Source organism: Staphylococcus argenteus, assembly GCF_000236925.1.
GTDB classification, from domain to species: domain Bacteria; phylum Bacillota; class Bacilli; order Staphylococcales; family Staphylococcaceae; genus Staphylococcus; species Staphylococcus argenteus.
Map to the genome: position 1 here is coordinate 672,427 of NC_016941.1, position 23,271 is coordinate 695,697.

The 23,271-nt window shown below is 31.5% G+C and carries 22 protein-coding genes; 20 read left to right on the forward strand and 2 right to left on the reverse strand.

Translation table 11 applies throughout. The annotated features are described in order from the left end of the window. Positions 1-52: 52 nt before the first annotated feature. Positions 53-451 carry a glycerol-3-phosphate cytidylyltransferase gene (tagD, locus tag SAMSHR1132_RS03105; protein WP_000832260.1) on the forward strand — a complete coding sequence of 133 codons (399 nt, stop codon included), beginning with the start codon at positions 53-55 and terminating at the stop codon, positions 449-451. 83 nt (positions 452-534) lie between these two features. On the opposite strand, the gene pbp4 is transcribed toward tagD, so the two are convergent. Next, positions 535-1,830, reverse strand: a complete 1,296-nt coding sequence (gene pbp4 / locus SAMSHR1132_RS03110) for a penicillin-binding protein PBP4 (RefSeq protein ID WP_000793076.1) — start codon at positions 1,828-1,830, stop codon at positions 535-537. 882 nt (positions 1,831-2,712) lie between these two features. Between pbp4 and SAMSHR1132_RS03115 the strand changes: the two genes are divergently transcribed. From SAMSHR1132_RS03115 to SAMSHR1132_RS03180, 14 genes are all read left to right on the forward strand, one after another. Then, positions 2,713-4,440 carry an ABC transporter ATP-binding protein gene (locus SAMSHR1132_RS03115; protein WP_000817961.1) on the forward strand — a complete coding sequence of 576 codons (1,728 nt, stop codon included), beginning with the start codon at positions 2,713-2,715 and terminating at the stop codon, positions 4,438-4,440. A 367-nt stretch (positions 4,441-4,807) separates the two neighbouring features. After that, the gene (locus SAMSHR1132_RS03120) at positions 4,808-6,037 is read left to right on the forward strand and encodes a NupC/NupG family nucleoside CNT transporter (protein WP_000479287.1); all 1,230 of its coding nucleotides are present in this window, start codon (positions 4,808-4,810) and stop codon (positions 6,035-6,037) included. Positions 6,038-6,311: 274 nt separating this feature from the next. Further along, positions 6,312-6,404, forward strand: a complete 93-nt coding sequence (locus SAMSHR1132_RS03125; RefSeq protein ID WP_031787475.1) for a hypothetical protein — start codon at positions 6,312-6,314, stop codon at positions 6,402-6,404. 175 nt (positions 6,405-6,579) lie between these two features. Next, positions 6,580-7,413 carry a YitT family protein gene (locus tag SAMSHR1132_RS03130; RefSeq protein ID WP_001044670.1) on the forward strand — a complete coding sequence of 278 codons (834 nt, stop codon included), beginning with the start codon at positions 6,580-6,582 and terminating at the stop codon, positions 7,411-7,413. A gap of 270 nt (positions 7,414-7,683) precedes the next feature. Then, positions 7,684-8,481, forward strand: a complete 798-nt coding sequence (locus SAMSHR1132_RS03135; protein WP_000088638.1) for an ABC transporter ATP-binding protein — start codon at positions 7,684-7,686, stop codon at positions 8,479-8,481. Between the two features lie 31 nt (positions 8,482-8,512). Beyond that, positions 8,513-9,517: a FecCD family ABC transporter permease gene (locus tag SAMSHR1132_RS03140; protein ID WP_000184751.1), complete on the forward strand. Its 1,005-nt coding sequence runs from the start codon at positions 8,513-8,515 to the stop codon at positions 9,515-9,517. After that, entirely contained in the window at positions 9,514-10,530 is a 1,017-nt protein-coding gene (locus SAMSHR1132_RS03145) for a FecCD family ABC transporter permease (protein ID WP_000610886.1), read from the forward strand. The genes SAMSHR1132_RS03140 and SAMSHR1132_RS03145 overlap by 4 nt, the downstream gene beginning before the upstream one ends. A 218-nt stretch (positions 10,531-10,748) precedes the next feature. Then, positions 10,749-11,714 carry a dihydroxyacetone kinase subunit DhaK gene (gene dhaK / locus SAMSHR1132_RS03150; protein WP_000733756.1) on the forward strand — a complete coding sequence of 322 codons (966 nt, stop codon included), beginning with the start codon at positions 10,749-10,751 and terminating at the stop codon, positions 11,712-11,714. 44 nt (positions 11,715-11,758) lie between these two features. Continuing rightward, a complete protein-coding gene (gene dhaL, locus SAMSHR1132_RS03155) occupies positions 11,759-12,343 on the forward strand; it encodes a dihydroxyacetone kinase subunit DhaL (RefSeq protein WP_001102074.1) in 585 nt (194 codons plus the stop codon). Further along, the gene (gene dhaM, locus SAMSHR1132_RS03160) at positions 12,336-12,698 is read left to right on the forward strand and encodes a dihydroxyacetone kinase phosphoryl donor subunit DhaM (protein ID WP_001062612.1); all 363 of its coding nucleotides are present in this window, start codon (positions 12,336-12,338) and stop codon (positions 12,696-12,698) included. The genes dhaL and dhaM overlap by 8 nt, the downstream gene beginning before the upstream one ends. Before the next feature lie 116 nt (positions 12,699-12,814). Beyond that, on the forward strand, positions 12,815-13,312 hold the full coding sequence (locus tag SAMSHR1132_RS03165) for a hypothetical protein (RefSeq protein ID WP_001164083.1): 498 nt from the start codon (positions 12,815-12,817) through the stop codon (positions 13,310-13,312). A gap of 515 nt (positions 13,313-13,827) precedes the next feature. Further along, positions 13,828-14,895, forward strand: coding sequence for a YkvI family membrane protein (locus tag SAMSHR1132_RS03170; RefSeq protein WP_000980135.1), 1,068 nt, complete (start codon positions 13,828-13,830; stop codon positions 14,893-14,895). Positions 14,896-15,047: 152 nt separating this feature from the next. Next, positions 15,048-16,091, forward strand: coding sequence for an alpha/beta hydrolase (locus tag SAMSHR1132_RS03175; RefSeq protein ID WP_001078079.1), 1,044 nt, complete (start codon positions 15,048-15,050; stop codon positions 16,089-16,091). A gap of 318 nt (positions 16,092-16,409) precedes the next feature. Continuing rightward, positions 16,410-16,838 (forward strand): hypothetical protein, encoded by a 429-nt coding sequence (locus SAMSHR1132_RS03180; RefSeq protein WP_000197549.1) that lies wholly within the window; start codon positions 16,410-16,412, stop codon positions 16,836-16,838. Positions 16,839-17,043: 205 nt separating this feature from the next. Here the strand turns inward: SAMSHR1132_RS03180 and SAMSHR1132_RS03185 are convergent, their stop codons facing one another. Continuing rightward, entirely contained in the window at positions 17,044-17,550 is a 507-nt protein-coding gene (locus SAMSHR1132_RS03185; RefSeq protein ID WP_000940136.1) for a GNAT family N-acetyltransferase, read from the reverse strand. A 112-nt stretch (positions 17,551-17,662) separates the two neighbouring features. Here SAMSHR1132_RS03185 and graX point away from each other — a divergent pair, with 112 nt between their 5' ends. The 5 genes from graX (at position 17,663) to SAMSHR1132_RS03210 (ending at position 23,093) form a co-directional block, all read left to right on the forward strand. Continuing rightward, entirely contained in the window at positions 17,663-18,586 is a 924-nt protein-coding gene (gene graX, locus SAMSHR1132_RS03190) for an auxiliary protein GraX/ApsX (RefSeq protein WP_000802943.1), read from the forward strand. A gap of 15 nt (positions 18,587-18,601) precedes the next feature. Continuing rightward, a complete protein-coding gene (graR, locus tag SAMSHR1132_RS03195) occupies positions 18,602-19,276 on the forward strand; it encodes a response regulator transcription factor GraR/ApsR (RefSeq protein ID WP_001166502.1) in 675 nt (224 codons plus the stop codon). Continuing rightward, the gene (graS, locus tag SAMSHR1132_RS03200) at positions 19,269-20,309 is read left to right on the forward strand and encodes a histidine kinase GraS/ApsS (RefSeq protein ID WP_001061266.1); all 1,041 of its coding nucleotides are present in this window, start codon (positions 19,269-19,271) and stop codon (positions 20,307-20,309) included. The genes graR and graS overlap by 8 nt, the downstream gene beginning before the upstream one ends. Before the next feature lie 143 nt (positions 20,310-20,452). Continuing rightward, positions 20,453-21,214, forward strand: a complete 762-nt coding sequence (gene vraF / locus SAMSHR1132_RS03205) for an ABC transporter ATP-binding protein VraF (protein WP_000985995.1) — start codon at positions 20,453-20,455, stop codon at positions 21,212-21,214. Continuing rightward, positions 21,204-23,093 carry an FtsX-like permease family protein gene (locus SAMSHR1132_RS03210; protein WP_000009555.1) on the forward strand — a complete coding sequence of 630 codons (1,890 nt, stop codon included), beginning with the start codon at positions 21,204-21,206 and terminating at the stop codon, positions 23,091-23,093. The genes vraF and SAMSHR1132_RS03210 overlap by 11 nt, the downstream gene beginning before the upstream one ends. Positions 23,094-23,271 lie beyond the last annotated feature (178 nt).

Here is a 23,271-nt window from a genome sequence, read left to right on the forward strand (position 1 = left end):
GATGATATACATTACCAATTAAATGATGTAGCAATAAGAGGAGGACATTTTAATGAAACGAGTAATAACATACGGCACCTATGATTTACTTCATTATGGTCATATTGAGTTACTTCGTCGCGCAAGAGAGATGGGCGATTATTTAATCGTGGCACTATCTACTGATGAATTTAACCAAATTAAGCATAAAAAATCATATTATGATTATGAGCAACGTAAAATGATGCTTGAATCAATTCGTTACGTCGATTTAGTTATTCCTGAAAAAGGATGGGGACAAAAAGAAGATGATGTAGAAAAGTTTGATGTAGATGTCTTCGTGATGGGCCATGATTGGGAAGGCGAATTCGATTTCTTAAAAGATAAATGTGAAGTAATTTATTTAAAACGAACAGAAGGTATTTCAACTACAAAAATTAAGCAAGAATTATATGGAAAAGACGCAAAATAATAATCTATTCATTTTTTATCGAAGATATAATCCAAAAGGACGAGTTACACTTTTAAATGTGCAACTCGTCCTTTTTGACGTTATTATTTTCTTTTTCTAAATATAAGCTTGATAAGCATATGAATGATAAGTGCTAAACCGCCGACAAGACAAGCACCACCAATAATGGTGAATATAGGATGCTCTGTCCACATATTTTTAGCAACAGCATTTGCTTTTTGAATAATAGGCTGATGAACGTCTACTGTAGGAGGTCCATAATCTTTATTAATAAATTGTCTTGGATAGTCGACATGTACTTTGCCATCGTCAACTACCAATTTATAATCTTTTTTACTAAAACTACTTGGTAAAACATCATATAAATCATTTTCAACATAGTATTTCTTACCGTTAATCTTTTGCTCGCCTTTAGATAGTATTTTTACATATTTGTACTGGTCAAATGATTGTTCCATCAATGCATTTCCCATCATATTTCGTTGTTTTTCACCGCCAAGATTTTTATAATCACCTGCACCCATGATTACTTGATTAATTCTAAATTTACCACGTTTAGTTGTTATTGTGTGATTATAATTTGCTGTGTCACTTGATCCGGTTTTTAAACCGTCTGTACCTGGTAAACTCATTTTTGCGCCTTCTAGTGAATAGTTGAATGTATAATACGTTACTGCATGTGTAGTTGGAGCTAATTGTTTAGTAAAATCTAATATTTTAGGTGTTTCTTTTAATACATGCAAATCTAAAATTGCATAGTCTCTAGCTGTTGTAACTGTACGCTCTTGATTTTTATATTTCGTTGGAGCAAATGTACGTAATCTCGAATTTTCAGCACCTGTAGGATTGACAAAATGCGTATTCGTCATACCTAAAGCTTTAGCTTTATTATTCATTAAATCAACGAAATCACTTGTGTTTTTTGATACCTTATTAGCTAAAATTAATGCTGCTGCATTACTTGAATTAGATACTGTAATTTGTAATAAATCTGCAATTGTCCAAACTTGTCCAGGGTAAAGTTTCGTGTTACTTAACTCAGGTAATGTAGACATAATATATTCTTTGTTTGTCATTGTAACAGTATCATTTAATGAAAGTTGCCCTTTATTTACAGCTTCCAATGTTAAATACATCGTCATCAATTTTGTCATAGAAGCTGGGTTCCATTTTGTATCTATATTATATTGATACAACAGTTGTCCAGTTTGACTTACGTTGATAGCACTAGTTGGTTGATATGCTGCTGATAGGCCTGCATAACCATATTGATTTGCTACTTGTACTGGTGTTTCCGTACTATTAGCAGCCTGTGCATTTGGTGTCATAATACTTACTATTAAACATATGGTTATAATGATTGATATTAAATTTTTCATAAAACGTTAATCTTCCCTTTTCCATTCTTTAAATATTCCCTATGGGGAGTGGGACAGAAACGATAAAGAGCCACTAATGATTTATTATGTAGTGGTTCTTACACATTAGCCACAGTTAATGTGTACTTAAAAATAGGGATACATGAGTAAAACTCATGCATAAGAAATCCTAATTTCTAAAGAAAAAGTATTTCTTTATCTTTGTCCCACCCCAATAACTTGCATTGTTTGTAGAATTCTATTTGAAATTCTCTATGATGAGGCCCGCACCCCAACTTGCACATTAATGTCAGCTGACTTTTCGTCAGCTTCTGTGTTGGGGCCCCGCCAACTTGCACATTAATGTCAGATAACTTTCCGTCAGCTTCTGTGTTGGGGCCCCGCCAACTTGCATTGCCTGATGAAATTGTGGATCTAATTTCTCTGTGTTGGGGCCCCGCTTGTATTGAAAATAGCTTGTTACAAGTACGTTTTTATTCAGTCAACTACTGCTCAAATATATTGTAGAGCTTAGAACATTGCTTTATGTCCTAGACGTGATGTTACTCCCCGTAAATTAAATTGCTGTAAATTAAGTTTTTTACAGTTAATTTGAAAAAATAATTCAATTATATTACTCGTGTAGCTAAAGGTGTTATAATGTTTATACGAAGAACAAAATTACTTAAAAGCGATTAATTTTCATATAGTAATAACAGCTATGTATGTTGTATTACAAAAATTGCAATAGAAATATTCTACCATATAAATGTTATGAACGGTATTTTGGGGCAACGCTTTATTGTATTTTTAAAAAATTATTGGGAGAAAAGAAATTGATAGGATTACATGTATCTATCTAACATTAATGAACTATAAATTTCAAACAGAAGAGGTATTACTATGAAACGAGAAAATCCATTGTTTTTCTTATTTAAAAAACTTACATGGCCAGTGGGTCTTATCGTTGCAGCTATCACTATTTCATCACTAGGGAGTTTAAGTGGACTATTAGTACCACTGTTTACTGGACGAATTGTAGATAAGTTTTCCGTGAGTCATATCAATTGGAATCTAATCGCATTGTTTGGTGGTATCTTTGTCCTCAATGCGTTATTAAGTGGATTAGGTTTATATTTATTAAGTAAAATTGGTGAAAAGATTATTTATGCAATTCGCTCAGTTTTATGGGAACATATTATACAATTAAAAATGCCATTTTTTGATAAAAATGAAAGTGGACAATTAATGAGTCGTTTAACTGACGATACAAAAGTGATTAACGAATTTATTTCGCAAAAGCTTCCTAACTTGTTACCATCAATTGTTACTTTAATTGGATCGTTAATTATGTTGTTTATTTTAGATTGGAAAATGACACTATTAACATTTATAACAATTCCGATTTTTGTGCTTATTATGATTCCTTTGGGTCGTGTAATGCAAAAGATTTCAACAAGTACACAATCAGAAATTGCAAACTTTAGTGGGTTGCTAGGTCGAGTGCTTACTGAAATGAGACTAGTTAAAATATCAAATACAGAGAGACTTGAATTGGATAATGCCCATAAAAATCTTAATGAAATCTATAAATTAGGTTTAAAACAGGCTAAAATTGCAGCAGTTGTACAACCAATTTCAGGAATCGTTATGCTATTAACCATTGCGATTATTTTAGGGTTTGGTGCATTAGAAATTGCGACAGGGGCTATCACTGCAGGTACTTTAATCGCAATGATATTTTATGTTATTCAATTGTCTATGCCGCTGATTAATTTATCAACATTAGTTACAGATTATAAAAAAGCTGTTGGTGCAAGTAGTAGAATTTATGAAATAATGCAAGAGCCAATAGAACCAACGGAAGATCTTGAGGATTCTAAAAATGTCTTAATAGATGATGGCGTATTGTCATTTGAACATGTAGACTTTAAATATGATGTTAAGAAAATTTTGGATGACGTATCATTCCAAATTCCTCAAGGACAAGTCAGTGCTTTTGTAGGACCATCAGGTTCTGGTAAAAGTACAATATTCAATTTGATAGAACGTATGTATGAAATTGAATCAGGAGATATTAAATATGGACTTGAAAGTGTATATGATATTCCATTATCTAAATGGCGTCGTAAAATTGGATATGTTATGCAATCTAATTCGATGATGAATGGCACAATTAGAGATAATATTTTATACGGTATCAATCGACATGTAACTGATGAGGAACTAATTAACTATGCTAAACTAGCAAACTGTCATGATTTTATTATGCAATTTGATGAAGGTTACGACACACTCGTGGGTGAACGTGGTTTGAAACTTTCAGGGGGTCAACGTCAACGTATTGATATTGCTAGAAGTTTTGTGAAAAATCCAGACATCTTACTGCTCGATGAAGCAACAGCAAATCTCGACAGTGAAAGTGAATTGAAAATCCAAGAAGCATTAGAAACATTAATGGAAGGTAGAACGACAATTGTTATTGCCCATCGTTTATCTACAATTAAAAAAGCAGGTCAAATTATATTCTTGGATAAAGGACAAGTTACTGGTAAAGGTACACATTCAGAGTTAATGGCATCACATGATAAATATAAAAACTTCGTTGTGTCTCAAAAATTAACAGATTAATTTCATATAATTATAATACTAAGCTTGGAGCAAAAGCATGAATACAACTAATATAGTAAAGTTATTAAACTTTATTGGTTGAAAATGTTTACAATTTGCTTCAAGCTTTTGTCTGTTTTAAATATTTTTAAGTAGAGTGACATTTTAATTATTAAATAAATGAAATCGTTATTTTAAGAAAAAATGACGCGTGGTATAATACAAGTTGTAAGCAAACATACATATATTAAAACTGTAACCCAATGTCGTAATTTTTCATAAATTACATAGCACGTGTAAATCAACCGATTATATAGTTCAAGGTTCAGATATTTGATATTTCAATGTTTCTAAATTTTTAAAAAATTAAATCATAGGTGGGTGCCAAATGTTTTTATTAATCAACATTATTGGTCTAATTGTATTTCTTGGTATTGCGGTACTCTTTTCAAGAGATCGCAAAAATATTCAATGGACATCAATTGGGATCTTAGTTGTTTTAAACCTGTTTTTAGCATGGTTCTTTATTTATTTTGAGTGGGGTCAAATAGTAGTTAAAGGTGCAGCTAATGGTATCGCATGGGTAGTTCAATCTGCACATGCCGGCACAGGTTTCGCATTTGCAAGTTTTATAAACGTTAAAATGATGGATATGGCAGTTACAGCTTTGTTTCCAATTTTATTAATTGTGCCATTATTCGATATCTTAATGTACTTTAATATTTTACCGAAAATTATTGGGGGTATCGGTTGGTTACTAGCTAAAGTAACAAGACAACCTAAATTTGAGTCATTCTTTGGGATAGAAATGATGTTTTTAGGAAATACAGAAGCTTTAGCAGTATCAAGTGAACAATTAAAGCGCATGAATGAAATGCGTGTGTTAACTATTGCAATGATGTCGATGAGTTCTGTATCTGGGGCTATTGTAGGTGCATATGTGCAAATGGTACCAGGCGAACTTGTATTAACAGCGATACCACTAAATATCGTTAACGCGATTATTGTGGCATGTTTATTAAACCCTGTAAGCGTAGAAGAAAAAGAAGATATAATATACAGCCTTAAAAATAATGAAATAGAACGTCAGCCGTTCTTCTCATTCTTAGGTGATTCAGTTCTAGCAGCGGGTAAATTAGTATTAATTATCATCGCATTTGTTATCAGTTTTGTAGCATTAGCCGATCTTTTTGATCGACTTATAAACTTGATTACAGGATTAGTAGCTGGATGGATTGGCATAAAAGGAAGTTTTGGTCTTGATCAAATTTTAGGTGTATTTATGTATCCATTTGCGCTATTACTAGGTTTACCATTTGATGAAGCGTGGTTAGTAGCACAACAAATGGCTAAGAAAATTGTCACAAATGAATTTGTTGTGATGGGCGAAATATCTAAAGATATCGCTTCATATACACCACACCATCGTGCAGTTATTACAACATTCTTAATTTCATTTGCAAACTTCTCAACGATTGGTATGATAATTGGTACATTGAAAGGTATAGTCGATAAGAAGACATCAGATTTTGTATCTAAATATGTTCCTATGATGTTGTTATCAGGTATCCTAGTTTCATTATTAACAGCAGCATTCGTTGGTTTATTTGCATGGTAATGTATTGATGAATTAATTAATGTATTACGGCGTTAATGCATATTAAAAAATAAGCAAATCCAAGTGTAATCAGACATTGATATAGATGATTTCACTTGGGTTTTTTATGTGGAATAACAGTTTAAGAATAGGTGGGAGGATTCTTAAAAGTATTTAAATTAAACATTATAAAAACCAAGTGTACATGGTAATACACTTGGCTTTTATGGGAAATGAATATTATTGTACATATGACAGTAAGGACTAGGTACAGTCATAGTACTTCGAGCAAAATTTGTTTTGTTATTATAAACAACACAAAGGAGATAACTTCTCTATTGAAGAAGTTAAAAACATTATAGCAGAGAATGAAATGAAAGTAAATTAAAAATTCAGAATATTTTCAATTATTATATTGCACGTCATATTTAATTGATTCAAACATACAAAACAAAATTAAATTAAGTTGCCTCTATTTCAAGGAACTACTTTAATAGAGTTGTGACAGTATTTTTGATGTGCTACTATTTTTATAGTCTAATAAAAACAAAGGGGATGGTTTCGTGAATAAAACAGTTAAAGATTTAATTCTAGTTGTCTTAGGTTCATTTATCTTTGCTGCTGGTGTGAATGCATTTATTATTTCTGGTAACTTAGGTGAAGGCGGGGTTACCGGTTTAGCAATTATTTTATATTATGCATTTCATCTTTCGCCAGCCATCACAAACTTTGTGGTAAATGCAGTATTAATTGCAATTGGTTACAAATTTTTAAGTAAAAGAAGTATGTATTTAACAATTTTAGTTACAGTACTCATCTCGATCTTCTTGAGTTTAACCGAATCATGGCAAGTCGAAACTGGGAATAGTATTGTAAATGCTATTTTTGGTGGTTTAAGTGTTGGATTAGGAATCGGAGTGATTATACTAGCAGGAGGTACTACAGCTGGAACAACGATTTTGGCGAGAATTGCTACGAAATATCTAGATGTAAGCACACCATATGCCTTGCTCTTTTTTGATATGATTGTTGTAGCAATTTCACTTACAGTTATTCCACTCGACAAAGTATTAGTAACTGTAATCTCACTTTATATAGGTACAAAAGTAATGGAATATGTCATTGAAGGTTTAAATACGAAAAAAGCGATGACAATTATCTCTACAAATCCTGATAAACTAGCTAAAGCGATTGATGAACAAATTGGTAGAGGTTTAACAATTTTAAACGGCCACGGATACTATACTCGTGAAGAAAAAGATGTATTATATGTTGTTATTTCTAAAACGCAAGTATCAAAAGCTAAACGTTTGATTAAAAACATTGATAAAGATGCCTTCTTAGTTATACATGATGTACGTGATGTTTATGGAAATGGTTTTCTTGCAGATGAATAAATAAAATTTCGAATCATATTAAATATAGTGCCACAGCAAAGTTATCATATGCAATCAACTTGCTGTGGCTTCTTTGTATATACAATTATTAGAAAAGTATAATGCAAGTTGATTTATCAAGTTAAAAAGTAATGTTAGTCATTAAGAATGAAAAATGTTATAATGATGTTCATGATAATCATTATCAATTGGGGTATCCTTGATAATATAAAAATTTAAATAGAAATCATTATATAAAGATAAAGTATTTTTAATGAAAGTAGGGAAATTATGAGTCGCTTGCATGGACAACAAGTTAAAATTGGTTATGGGGATAGCACGATTATAAATAAATTAGATGTTGAAATTCCAGATGGAAAAGTTACGTCCATTATTGGTCCTAATGGTTGTGGAAAATCAACTTTATTAAAAGCTTTGTCACGTCTATTAGCAGTTAAAGAAGGCGAAGTATTTTTAGATGGACAAAACATTCATACACAATCTACTAAAGAAATTGCTAAAAAAATTGCTATTTTACCTCAATCACCTGAAGTAGCAGATGGCTTAACAGTCGGAGAATTAGTGTCATATGGACGCTTCCCTCATCAAAAAGGATTTGGTAGGTTAACAGAAGAAGATAAAAAAGAAATTGATTGGGCAATGGAAGTGACAGGTACGGATGCGTTTCGTCATCGTTCAATTAATGATTTAAGTGGTGGTCAGAGACAACGCGTGTGGATTGCGATGGCTTTAGCTCAAAGAACTGACATTATCTTTTTAGATGAACCAACAACTTATTTAGATATTTGTCACCAGTTAGAAATCCTTGAATTAGTTCAAAAGTTAAATCAGGAGCAAGGTTGTACAATAGTCATGGTATTGCATGATATTAATCAAGCCATTCGATTCTCAGACCATCTTATTGCAATGAAATCTGGTGATATTGTTGCGCATGGTTCTACAGAAGACGTATTAACACAAGAGATTTTAGAAAAAGTTTTCAACATTGATGTCGTATTAAGTAAAGATCCAAAAACTGGTAAACCTTTACTTGTAACTTATGATTTATGTCGCAGAGCTTATTCTTAAATAAGTTAATATGATTAAAAGGAAAATAAAAATGACAAATAGAGAGAATCAAACCTCATTAAAGTTCATAACCTATGTAATAGGTTTGAGCATTTTATTAGTAATAGCATTATTTATCTCCACATTATTAGGTGATGCCAAAATTCAAGCCTCTACAATTTTAGAGGCTGTTTTTAATTATGATCCTACTAATCAGCAACAAAATGTTATCAATGAAATTAGAATTCCGAGAAATATTGCAGCAGTCATTGTAGGTATGGCATTGGCGGTTTCTGGGGCAATTATACAAGGTGTTACTCGAAATGGTCTTGCTGATCCAGCACTAATAGGTTTAAATTCGGGGGCATCCTTTGCGCTAGCATTAACCTATGCACTTTTACCAGGTACTTCGTTTTTAGTACTGATGTTTGCAGGATTTTTAGGCGCAATTTTAGGTGGTGCCATCGTTTTAATGATGGGACGTTCGAGACGTGACGGGTTTAACCCGATGCGAATAATTTTAGCAGGTGCAGCTGTAAGTGCAATGTTAACTGCGCTAAGTCAAGGTATTGCATTAGCATTTAGACTAAATCAGACTGTCACATTCTGGACTGCTGGTGGTGTAGCAGGCACGACATGGACGCACCTTAAGTGGGCAATCCCTTTAATAGGTGTAGCGCTACTCGTTATATTAATGTTTAGCAAGCAGTTAACTATTTTAAATCTTGGTGAATCATTAGCCACAGGACTTGGTCAAAATGTAACAGTAATAAGAGGGATATGCTTGATTATTGCTATGATTCTTGCAGGCATTTCAGTTGCAATTGCGGGTCAAGTCGCTTTTGTAGGCTTAATGGTACCGCATATAGCACGATTTTTAATTGGAACAGATTATACTAAAATACTTCCATTAACAGCACTATTAGGTGGATTACTTGTATTAGTTGCTGATGTTATAGCTCGCTATCTAGGAGAAGCGCCAGTTGGTGCAATTATTTCATTTATTGGCGTTCCTTACTTTTTATATTTAGTTAAAAAAGGAGGACGCACAATATGATAAATTCAAATAATATACGTAAGCAATGGATTGCTCTAGTTGTATTTAGCGTTCTGCTGTTTTTAGGATGCACTTGGAGTATTACTTCTGGGGAATACAATATTCCTGTCGAGAGATTTTTCAAAACATTAATTGGACAAGGTGATCCTACAGATGAATTAATCTTACTAGATTTTAGATTACCTAGAATGTTAATTACAATTTTAGCTGGTGCTGCACTGAGTATAAGTGGTGCTATTGTGCAAAGTGTTACGAAGAATCCAATCGCTGAACCTGGAATACTAGGTATCAATGCAGGTGGTGGTTTTGCCATTGCATTATTTATTGCGATTGGTAAAATTAATGCTGATAATTTCGTCTATGTATTACCTCTAATTAGTATATTAGGTGGAATTACTACAGCCCTGATTATTTTTATTTTCAGTTTTAATAAAAATGAAGGCGTAACACCTGCAAGTATGGTATTAATCGGTGTAGGATTACAAACCGCATTATATGGCGGCTCAATTACAATTATGTCTAAATTTGATGACAATCAATCTGAATTTATTGCTGCGTGGTTTGCTGGTAATATTTGGGGTGATGAATGGCCGTTCGTTATTGCTTTTTTACCTTGGATTATCATCATTATTCCATATCTATTAATTAAATCTAATACACTTAATATTATTCATACAGGTGATAACATTGCACGTGGACTAGGTGTAAAATTAAGCAGAGAAAGGTTAATTTTATTCTTTATAGCAGTAACGCTATCATCTGCGGCTGTTGCAGTGGCAGGTTCAATCTCATTTATTGGCTTAATGGGACCGCATATAGCGAAGCGTATCGTTGGACCACGCCATCAATTGTTTTTACCTATAGCAATTTTAGTTGGTGCATGTCTACTAGTTATAGCAGATACAATTGGTAAAATTGCATTGCAACCGGGCGGAATACCAGCCGGTATTGTTGTAGCAATCATTGGTGCACCATATTTCTTATATTTAATGTACAAAACAAAAAATGTATAGTGTCATTAAAACAATAAAACTATGAAAGGTCTTTATCAAAAGACTTTTCATAGTTTTTTAGTTTGCAAATGATGAAGTATAGAAACTAAAACGAATTGTTAGTAGTTTGATATCAGAAAACTTTTAAAGACAAAGGGTAGGATTACAACTCGTTATGATAGCGCATTCATTTATTCTGTTTTATACTATGACTGACAATATCAAGGAGGTACAACAAGATGAAAAAGTTAATCAACAAAAAAGAAACATTTTTAACTGATATGCTTGAAGGACTATTAATTGCACATCCAGAACTAGATGTGGTGGCAAATACAGTTGTAGTAAAAAAAGCCAAAAAAGAAAATGGTGTTGCAATTGTATCTGGCGGTGGAAGCGGACATGAACCTGCACACGCTGGATTCGTTGCTGAAGGAATGTTAGATGCAGCAGTATGTGGCGAAGTATTTACATCACCTACTCCAGATAAAATATTAGAAGCGATTAAAGCAGTAGATACTGGAGATGGCGTGCTACTTGTTGTGAAAAATTATGCTGGAGATGTCATGAATTTTGAGATGGCACAAGAGCTTGCTGAAATGGAAGGTATTAAAGTAGAGACAGTGATTGTTCGAGATGATATCGCTGTTGCAAATGAAGAACAGCGTCGAGGTGTAGCAGGTACAGTATTTGTGCATAAATTAGCAGGTTACCTTGCCGAGAAAGGTCATTCTTTATCAGATATTAAAACTCGAGTGGAAGCATTTTTACCAGAAATAAAAAGTATAGGAATGGCAATTGAACCACCACTTGTTCCGACAACTGGAAAATATGGTTTTGATATTGAAAATGACAAAATGGAAATTGGAATTGGTATACATGGTGAAAAAGGTATTCATAGAGAAGAAATGAAAGATGTTGAACATATTGTAGAAGCGCTGTTTAATGAATTATTTAAAGAAGTAAACTACGATGATGTTATTTTAATGGTTAATGGTATGGGTGGAACGCCATTATCTGAATTAAATATTGTTACTAAATATATACAACATCATTTAGTAACGAGAAAAGTTAATGTTGCAAAATGGTTTGTTGGTGATTATATGACATCACTAGATATGCAAGGCTTTTCAATTACTATATTACCTAATAAACCAGAATATTTAGAAGCATTTTTAGCGCCAACAACTAGTCGATATTTCAAATGATATCAAATATGAATGAATAAATATACATTAACGAGGTGTCACAAATGAATGTTAACGATATGAAAACACGATTATTACAATTAGAAGAAACATTTAAAACACATGAATCAGAACTTACAGAATTAGACAGAGCAATAGGTGATGGTGACCATGGTGTAAATATGGTTCGTGGATTTAGCAATGTTAAAGATAAAATTGATGATAGTTCAATGCAAGCACTACTAAAGTCAACAGGTATGGCATTAATATCTAATGTAGGAGGGGCTTCAGGACCATTATATGGATTTAGCTTTGTGAAAATGGCTTCCGTTGCAAAAGATGATATGAATCACCAGGACATTATCACCTTAATTAAAACATTTGCAGAAGCAATTTCGGCGCGTGGAAAAGTTAATTTAAATGAAAAGACAATGTATGATGTTGTGGCTCGTGCTGCTGAAAAGCTTGAAAATGGCGAAACATTATCGCTGAATCAATTACAGCAATTAGCTGATAATACTAAAGATATGGTTGCAACTAAAGGAAGAGCAGCATATTTTGGTGAAGAATCAAAAGGGTATATTGATCCAGGTGCGCAAAGTATGGTTTTTGTACTAAACGCTTTGATTGGAGATGAAAATAATGGCTAAAATCATATTAGTGAGTCATAGTAAAGACATAGCAAATGGTACGAAAGCATTGTTACAACAAATGGCAGGTGACGTTGATATTTTAGCACTTGGAGGATTGACAGATGGATCTATTGGTACTTCATTTGATTTAATTCAAGAAGCTTTGACTGACTTAGACGATGATGCATTATGTTTTTACGATATTGGGTCATCTGAGATGAATGTTGATATGGCAATTGAAATGTATGACGGAGACTATCGTGTAATTAAAGTTGATGCACCAATTGTTGAAGGAAGTTTTATTGCAGCTGTAAGATTGTCTGTTGGTGGTACTGTCGATGATGCATTAGCCGAAATTAAACAATCATTTTAGTTAAATCTTACTAATAATGAAAAAAGTAAACCTTTTTCAAATGAAACTTTATAAAAAATATGATAGTATATATGTAAATGTTTAATAAAATCTGGAGAAAATAGGAGGACATTGCCATGCAACACCTTATAAAAAAACATGTATTGAATGGCGAGTTTGATTTAGTACGACAATTGATGTCCGAAACAGATTTTATGGAATTTGAAGAAGCATATATTTCAAGTGCGCATGAAGTAGAAAGTATGATGTTTTATACATGTATTTTAGATATGATTAAACATGAAGAATCATCTGAAATGCATGACCTAGCATTTTTATTGCTTGTGTATCCACTAAGTGAATATGAAGGTGCTTTGGATTCTGCTTATTACCATGCAGACGCTTCCATAAAACTTACTGACGGCAAAGAAGTTAAAAGTTTGTTACAAATGTTATTATTGCATGCGATACCAACACCTGTTATTTCAGATAAGAAGGCTTTTGATATCGCCAAACAAATTTTAAAATTAGATCCTAATAATAATGTTGCTCGTAACGTCTTAAAAGATACTGCCAAACGTATGGACAACGTTGTTGTTGATATAAATGAATTGCACCAACGTAATGCACGTTAATCTTATTTCAATTATATTAGCTTAATAATAGTTTTAACATTTGATTGGGTTGGGACATTGGTTCCAGCCTTTTTTAATACCCAAATCCTGATATTAGAAAAACATGAATCCTAAAATGTTTTTATGCAATATTTTAAAAGATTATACAACTGCTATCCAATTGATATAAATCAATGATATGAATTTAATGAAACCCGTATAAATGGAATGTTTTTTTGTCAATTTAGATAATAGTAGTGGTAAAGTGATTATCATTTAGCCGTATAATCAATTTGAAAATATATCTTGAATTAGGTTTCAAAATAGTGTTTTTCTGAAAGGTTTGTGGATATAAAAATTTCGCATGACAGCATTATAAAAGGAAAAATTTATAAAAATTTTAAATGTCATTGAACGTGATAATGTGAATGGATTGAGCGATTTTATAAAAATAAAAATGAACATATGCGACTTGCAATTAATTTTGAGTACGTTATAATGCACACTGTGCAAAATTAAGGAGGTCTATTCTTCACATGATGATGAATAAGGAAGCAACAAAAATTGGATTTGCCTACGTCGGCATTGTAGTGGGCGCAGGATTTTCAACAGGACAAGAAGTTATGCAATTTTTCACTAAATATGGCTTGTGGGCTTATTTAGGTGTGATTATATCTGGTTTTATTTTAGCTTTTATTGGGCGCCAAGTAGCAAAAATTGGTACCGCATTTGAAGCGACTAACCATGAATCGACGCTACAATACGTATTCGGTGAAAAGTTTAGTAAAATCTTTGATTATATTTTAATTTTCTTCTTATTTGGTATCGCTGTAACTATGATTGCAGGTGCTGGTGCAACATTTGAAGAAAGTTATAACATACCTACTTGGCTAGGTGCTTTAATTATGACAGTAGCGATATATATTACATTGCTATTGGACTTTAACAAAATAGTACGTGCACTTGGTATTGTTACACCATTTTTAATTGTGCTCGTTGTACTAATTGCTGGCGTTTATTTATTTAAAGGCCATGTGTCACTAGCAGAAGTGAATCAAGTAGTTCCTGATGCAAGTATTTGGAAAGGTATTTGGTTTGGTACAATCTATGGTGGTTTAGCATTTTCTGTAGGTTTTAGTACTATTGTTGCAATTGGTGGAGATACTGAAAAACGTACAGTGTCTGGTGCAGGTGCAATGTTTGGCGGTATTATCTATACTGTATTGCTAGCATTAATTAACTTTGCTTTACAAAGTGAATATCCTACAATTAAAAATGCTTCAATTCCAACTTTGACATTAGCAAATAACATTCACCCATTAATAGCAACGGTACTATCAGTTATTATGCTTGCAGTTATGTATAATACTATTTTAGGGCTTATGTATTCATTTGCTGCGCGTTTTACAGAACCATATAGTAAAAAATATCATATTTTTATTATAGTAATGATGGTAGCAGGTTATTTATTAAGTTTCGTAGGATTTGCTGAATTAATTAATAAGCTTTACACAATAATGGGATATGTAGGTCTATTTATTGTTGTAGCTGTAATAATAAAATATTTCAAACGTAAAAATGCGGACAAAAAACATATTGCTTAACAGTGTATGATTGATGTTCCAAACTTTACAATTGAATCACTTTGTTTTAACCTTAAAAGCAATTCGTCTCTACTCAATATTAGACGAATTGCTTTTTATTTTTACTAAGTCTTCTAACATTAGTGTCTATAGAAATAGAGAGGTAAGATGTAATGAATAGAGATAACAAATGGACGATAATTACAGCACTCATTATAGCTGTCGTAGGTGTATTGTTAGCACTTCATTTAAAACAACATTATGATCAAGCTACAATAGAGAATCAATCCAATAAAGATAAAATCAATATTAAGAATAAAAATGTGCACATTTATCAAAATATTACATATAGCAGAGTATTTCCAAATAGCAAGTTAGATATTATTACGCCATCTGATATGTCCTCTAATACTAAATTGCCAGTCATTTTTTGGATGCATGGCGGTGGGTACATTGCAGGTGATAAGCAATATAAAAATCCATTGCTAGCAAAAATTGCTGAACAAGGTTATATCGTAGTTAATGTAAATTATGCTTTAGCACCACAGTATAAATATCCGACACCATTAATCCAAATGAGCCAAGCCACTAAGTTTATTAAAGAAAATAAGATGAATTTACCAATCGACTTTGACCAAGTAATCATAGGTGGTGATTCAGCAGGGGCTCAGTTAGCTAGTCAATTTACAGCTATTCAAACAAACAATCATTTAAGAAAAGCAATGCAATTTGATCAAGCTTTTAAACCATCACAAATTAAAGGAGCTATATTTTTCGGTGGTTTTTATAACATGCAAACTGTTAGAAAAACTGAATTTCCTAGAATAGAGTTATTTATGAAAAGCTATACTGGTGAACAGGACTGGGAAAAAGGATTTAAAAATATTTCTCAAATGTCGACAGTTAAACAGGCTACAAGTGATTATCCACCAACATATTTATCTGTAGGAGATAGCGATCCTTTTGAGAGTCAAAACGTTGAATTTAGTAAAAGGTTAGACGAATTAGGAGTGCCTGTAGATACATTGTTTTATGATGGTACGCATCATTTACATCATCAATACCAATTTCATCTGGATAAACCTGAATCAATTGAAAACATCAAAAAAGTATTACTTTTCCTAAGTCGTAATACTTCTTCTTCAGGAGTTCAAACCGAAGAGAAGCCTCAAATAGAAAGCCCAGGTAATGAGGTGCCATTAAATCCGTTAAATTAAAATAGAGATAGATTTTCAAATCTCTTCTCATTAATTACATTTAACAATATCTAGACATATTAATAGAAAATACTGTTGTCAGTTAGGATTACGCATATGAACATAGCTACGTCGTTTTAATTAATTTCAATTAAGATGACGTAGTTTTTTTATTCGGAAGGAATACGTATTTTTACATAAAATAACTTTTTACAACTAAATAATCAAAAAATATCGCAGACGTGATATAATAAATTGATAATATGAAATGAATTTAAAACGAAAATATAAAAATATAGATTGAGTACAAAGTGATTTGAAATAAGGTAGTGAAAGGAAATGACTAGATTATCATTAAAACCATTTAAAAATAAACGTGTAATAGTAAGTGGACGTATTCAGCGAGTGGTATATAAAAATTATTTAGATCGGCATAGTACATTTAAACCAAATGTACGAATATTATTAAAAGATGTGGTCATCGCAGGGGTTTATATAGATCATATATGGTTATACGAAACAAATAAATATTACGCATTGGCAATGGAACTCATTTATCGTCGTGTGAAATTTAGCGCTCATGTTGTGCCGTATTATAAGATTAATAAAAGTAATAATCTTTTTGTACAAGATTATGGAATTAAACGTAAAAGTAAATTGATATCTGAAGAGAAATACAATCAAAATAATCAAGGACAGGGTTCGATTTACGAAAAATTACCAAATATAGATTTTAAGCTTGAAGATTTCTTTAGTAAAGAAAATTAAAAATAAAAAATAGCAAAACACCACTAAAGGTATTTGATTATAAATCAATTACACATTAGTGGTGCTTTATTATTATATATTGATTTGTCATGTCGAAATCCTCAAGTATTTTCTAATTTGAAATTTAGCATTTTAAATTGAATGTAGAAAGTGAATAGACAATTGTTGTTATGCGATTCTAATTCAAGATTATGATAAAATAGCTTTAATTAAGAATTTTAGCCATCATGTAGTCATCATAATATTTACCGTCGATAAATAATTTATCTTTCAAAACACCCTCAATTTGAAAATCAGCACTTTTAAAAAGTTCAAGTGCAGGCTGATTATTGAGTGGTACATTTGCTTCAATGCGATGTATTTGATTGTTTAAGCACCATGCCATAATAGCATCTAAAAGCGCTTGACCAATACCGCGATGTTGGTAAAGTTTTTTAACACCTAAATCGATTTTAGCAACATGTTTAATTCGTTTGAAATGCATCGTGTTAACAAATGCAAAGCCAACAAGTTGTTCATCACTCTCAGCTACAAATATGACTTTATGCGGAGAAGTAATATATTCTTCTAATTGTTTACTAGCTGACGTGACACTAGGGTCATATTCTCCAGGTGTATAAAACATATATGGAGATTCGTCGTAAATTTTTGATAACATTGAAATAAAGTTCTCAACATCTTTGATACTAACTCTTCGTATGATATGGGCCATGAAAAGCCTCCAGTATTTTGAAATTTTAAAACATTTGCTACTATTATAATATATATGTGACTAAAAGGTGGAGTAATATGTTTTTTGGTTACAGTTTAAAGGAGTATTTTATATGAAACCTAAAGTTTTATTAGCAGGTGGAACGGGATATATCGGTAAATATTTAAGTGAAGTTATTGAAAACGATGCGGATCTTTATGTTATTTCAAAATATCCTGAAAATAAAAAAACAGACGATGTCGATATGACTTGGATTCAATGTGATATTTATCACTACGATCAAGTCGTAAATGCAATGAATCAAATAGATATTGCAGTATTTTTTATAGATCCAACGAAAAATTCTGCTAAGATAACCCAGTCTTCAGCAAGAGACTTAACGTTAATTGCAGCAGATAATTTTGGTCGAGCAGCTGCTATAAATCAAGTTAAAAAAGTGATATATATTCCTGGAAGTCGATATGATAATGAAACGATTGAACGTTTAGGGGCATATGGTATTACTGTTGAAACAACAAACTTAGTTTTTAAACGCGCTTTGGTCAATGTAGAGTTACAAGTATCTAAATATGATGATGTTAGGTCAACAATGAAAGTGCCGTTGCCAAAAGGATGGACACTACAACATTTGGTTAATCACTTTATCGCATGGATGGGATATACAAAAGGAACATTTGTGAAAACGGAGAAAGTACAAGATTTAGTTAAAGTTTATATAAAGAATAAAGCACGACCGCTTGCGGTATTTAAAATAATTGAAACGGCAGAAGGAATAATAACTTTAAAATTAATAAACGGGAGCCTAGTTAAAAATAAAGCAGTCACGCAAGGAAAACTTGAGTTTAGGTTTATTAAAGAATCTGCAGTAGTTTATATCCATCTGTATGATTATATTCCTCGCGTATTTTGGCCAATTTATTATTTTATACAAGCACCAATGCAAAAAATGATGATACATGGCTTTGAAGTAGATTGTCGTATTAAAGATTTTCAAAGTCGTTTAAAATCAGGAGAAAATATGAAATATACTAAATGATATCAGGTGGTATGAATGCAAATATTATTAGTTGAAGATGACAATACTTTATTTCAAGAATTGAAAAAAGAATTAGAACAATGGGATTTTAACGTTGCAGGTATAGAAGATTTCGGTAAAGTGATGGATACATTTGAAAGCTTCAATCCTGAAATTGTGATATTAGACGTTCAATTGCCTAAATATGATGGATTTTATTGGTGCCGAAAAATGAGAGAGGTATCCAATGTGCCAATATTATTCCTATCATCTCGTGATAATCCAATGGATCAAGTGATGAGCATGGAATTAGGTGCAGATGATTACATGCAAAAGCCTTTTTATACCAATGTCTTAATCGCTAAATTACAAGCGATTTATCGTCGCGTTTACGAATTTACTGCAGAAGAAAAACGTACACTTACATGGCAAGATGCAGTAGTAGACTTATCAAAAGATAGTATTCAAAAAGGTGATGAAACTATATTTTTATCAAAAACGGAAATGATTATATTAGAAATATTGATTACTAAAAAGAATCAAATTGTTTCTAGAGATACAATTATTACTGCATTATGGGATGATGAAGCGTTTGTCAGTGATAATACTTTAACGGTTAATGTGAATCGTTTACGAAAGAAATTGTCTGAAATAGGAATGGATAGTGCGATTGAAACAAAAGTAGGAAAAGGGTATATGGCACATGAATAATTTGAAATGGGTAGGATATTTCCTTAAATCACGTATGAATTGGATATTTTGGATATTATTTTTGAATTTTATAATGTTAGGTATTAGTCTAATTGATTATGATTTTCCAATTGATAGTGTGTTTTATATTGTTTCGCTTAATTTAAGTTTGACATTGATTTTTTTAATCATAACGTATTTTAAAGAAGTAAAATTATATAAGCATTTTGATAAAGATAAAGAAATTGAGGAGATTAAACATAAAGATTTAGCAGAGACACCATTTCAACGTCATACTGTGGATTATTTATATCGTCAAATTTTAGCGCATAAAGATAAAGTTGTTGATCAACAGTTACAATTGAATATGCATGAACAAACCATCACTGAATTTGTGCATGATATAAAAACGCCAGTGACAGCCATGAAATTACTAATTGATCAGGAAGAAAGTCATGAAAGAAAACAAGCACTATTATATGAATGGTCTCGTATTAATTCAATGTTAGATACTCAACTGTATATTACAAGGTTAGAGTCACAACGAAAAGATATGTATTTTGATTATGTACCTCTTAAACGTATGGTTATTGATGAAATTCAATTAACAAGACACATTAGTCAAGTTAAAGGAATTGGTTTTGATGTTGACTTTAAAGTTGATGATCATGTATATACTGATATTAAATGGTGTCGCATGATTATTAGACAAATTTTATCTAATGCATTGAAATATAGTGAGAATTATAATATTGAAATTAGAACAGAACTAATCGACAAACATGTATCTTTGATTATTAAAGACCATGGAAGAGGTATTAGTAAGAAAGATATGCCTCGAATATTTGAACGTGGCTTCACGTCAACTGCAAATCGAAATGAAACAACATCTTCAGGTATGGGATTATATTTAGTAAATAATGTGAAAGATCAATTAGGAATTCAAGTCGATGTTACATCTGCTGTCGGTAAAGGGACAACAGTCAGCTTAGTTTTCCCATTACAAAATGAAATTGTTGAACGCATGTCAGAAGTGACAAATTTGTCATTTTAAACATGCGTTTTGTTACTTTGAATTGATACATCTAATCAACTTCAACGATATAATAAAATAGATGTTAGTCATATGTTAAATTGAAGATACTAGTGCCAAAACTTAATGGAAATGAAGTTAAGCTAAATTATAGGAGTGTTAAAGTGGCAATTTTAGAAGTAAAACAATTAACAAAAATATATGGAAATAAAAAAATGGCACAAGAAGTTCTACGAGATATTAATATGTCAGTAGAAGAGGGTGAATTTATAGCGATTATGGGTCCTTCTGGATCTGGAAAGACAACGCTATTAAATGTTTTGAGTTCAATCGATTATATTTCTCAAGGCTCTATTACTTTAAAAGGACAAAAATTAGAAAAACTCTCTAATAAAGCTTTGTCTCATATTCGAAAGCATGACATTGGTTTTATTTTTCAGGAATATAATTTGCTACATACTTTGACTGTTAAAGAAAATATTATGTTGCCTTTAACAGTTCAAAAATTAGATAAAGAGACAATGTTAAATCGCTATCAAAGAGTAGCTGAAGCATTAAATATTTTTGATATTAGTGAAAAATACCCATCTGAACTATCTGGTGGACAACGACAAAGAACTTCTGCTGCAAGGGCGTTTATTACGCTTCCATCAATTATTTTTGCAGATGAGCCAACAGGTGCGCTTGATTCAAAAAGTACACAAGATTTATTGAAACGATTAACGAAAATGAATGAAGCATTTAAATCTACAATCATTATGGTTACACATGATCCTGTTGCAGCTAGCTATGCCAATAGAGTGATAATGCTTAAAGATGGTCAGATTTTTACTGAATTATATCAAGGTGATGATGATAAACAAACATTTTTCAAAGAAATAATGCGAGTTCAAAGTGTTCTAGGTGGCGTTAATTATGAGCTTTAATCAGATTATATTTAAAAATTTTCGCCAAAACTTTTCACATTATGCCATTTATCTGTTTTCTTTAATAACGAGTGTAGTATTATACTTTAGCTTTGTAGCGTTAAAATATGCACATAAAATTAATATGACTGAATCATATCCCATCATTAAAGAGGGATCACAAGTAGGTAGTTACTTTTTATTCTTTATTATAATCGCATTTTTATTATATGCTAATGTCTTATTTATAAAGCGTAGAAGTTATGAACTAGCGTTATATCAAACATTAGGGTTATCTAAATTCAATATTTTATATATTTTGATGCTTGAACAATTATTATTATTTATAATTACGGCGACGCTTGGTATCATTATAGGACTTTTCGGTTCGAAAATTTTATTGATGATTGTATTTACATTGTTAGGCATTAAAGAAAAGGTGCCGATTATTTTTAGTTTAAGAGCAGTGATCGAAACATTATTATTAATTGGTGTTGCTTATTTATTTACCGCAATTCAAAATTTTGTTTTAGTATTTAAACAATCTATTTCACAACTTTCAAAGAATAACCAAGTAAAAGAAAGTAACCATAATAAAATTACATTTGAAGAAGTTATTTTAGGTATTTTAGGTATTATATTAATTATCACTGGATATTATCTTTCTCTCAATATAGTCCAATATTATAATTCTATTGGCATATTGTTGTTCATTTTATTTTCAACAGTAATAGGTGCTTATTTCTTCTTCAAAAGCTCAGTTTCGCTTGTTTTTAAAATGGTAAAAAAATTTAGAAAAGGTGTTATCAGTGTAAATGATGTAATGTTTTCGTCATCGATTATGTATCGAATCAAGAAAAATGCATTCTCGTTGACTGTTATGGCAATCATTTCTGCAATCACTGTGTCTGTCTTATGTTTTGCTGCAATCAGTAGAGCATCTTTAGATAGTGAAATTAAATATAGTTCACCACATGACGTTACAATTAGAGATCAACAAAAAGCTAATGAGTTAGCTAGTGAATTGAATAATCAAAAGATACCTCATTATTATAATTACAAAGAAGTTATACACACCAAGTTATATAAAGATGACTTGTTTGAAGTGAAAATGAAAGAACCATATAATGTAACGATTACTAGTGATAAATATATACCCAATACGAATTTAAAACGTGGTCAAGCTGATTTGTTCGTAGCAGAAGGAGCCATTAAAGATTTAGTAAAACATAAGAAACATGGTAAAGCCATCATTGGAACTAAAAAGCATCATGTTGATATCAAGTTGCGCAAAGATATTAACAAAATATATTTTATGACGGATGTTGATTTGGGTGGTCCGACGTTTGTTTTAAATGATCAAGACTATCAAGAAATAAGAAAATATACTAAGCCTAAACATATCGTTTCACAATTTGGATTCGATTTGAAACATAAAAAAGATGCACTGGCTTTAGAAAAAGCCAAAAATAAAGTAGATAAATCAATAGAAACGAGAAGTGAAGCAGCAAGTTCTATATCTAGTTTGACAGGGATTCTATTATTTGTAACATCATTTTTAGGTATTACATTCTTAATTGCTGTTTGTTGCATCATTTATATTAAACAAATTGATGAGACAGAAGATGAATTGGAAAATTATAGTATTTTAAGAAAACTTGGATTTACGCAAAAAGATATGGCGAGAGGTCTTAAATTTAAGATTCTTTTTAATTTCGGATTGCCTTTAGTTATCGCGCTCTCACATGCGTATTTTACTTCATTAGCCTATATGAAGTTAATGGGTACTACGAATCAAATACCTATTTTTATAGTGATGGGTTTATATGTTTGTATGTATGCTATATTTGCTATAACTGCTTATAATCATTCGAAACGTACAATTAGACATTCAATATAATTATATTTCACGGCTTTCAGGGAAGTAACGCTTAGAAATCTAGGTTACTTCGCTGGAAGCTTTATTAGATTCTATGAATAAATTGAAATGATTGAAAAGCTTTTTACTTTTTATCTGTTTTATTTTTAGGGATTTTGAAATTGAAAACGTGAACTCAAACTTTGTAAAAAATGATAAA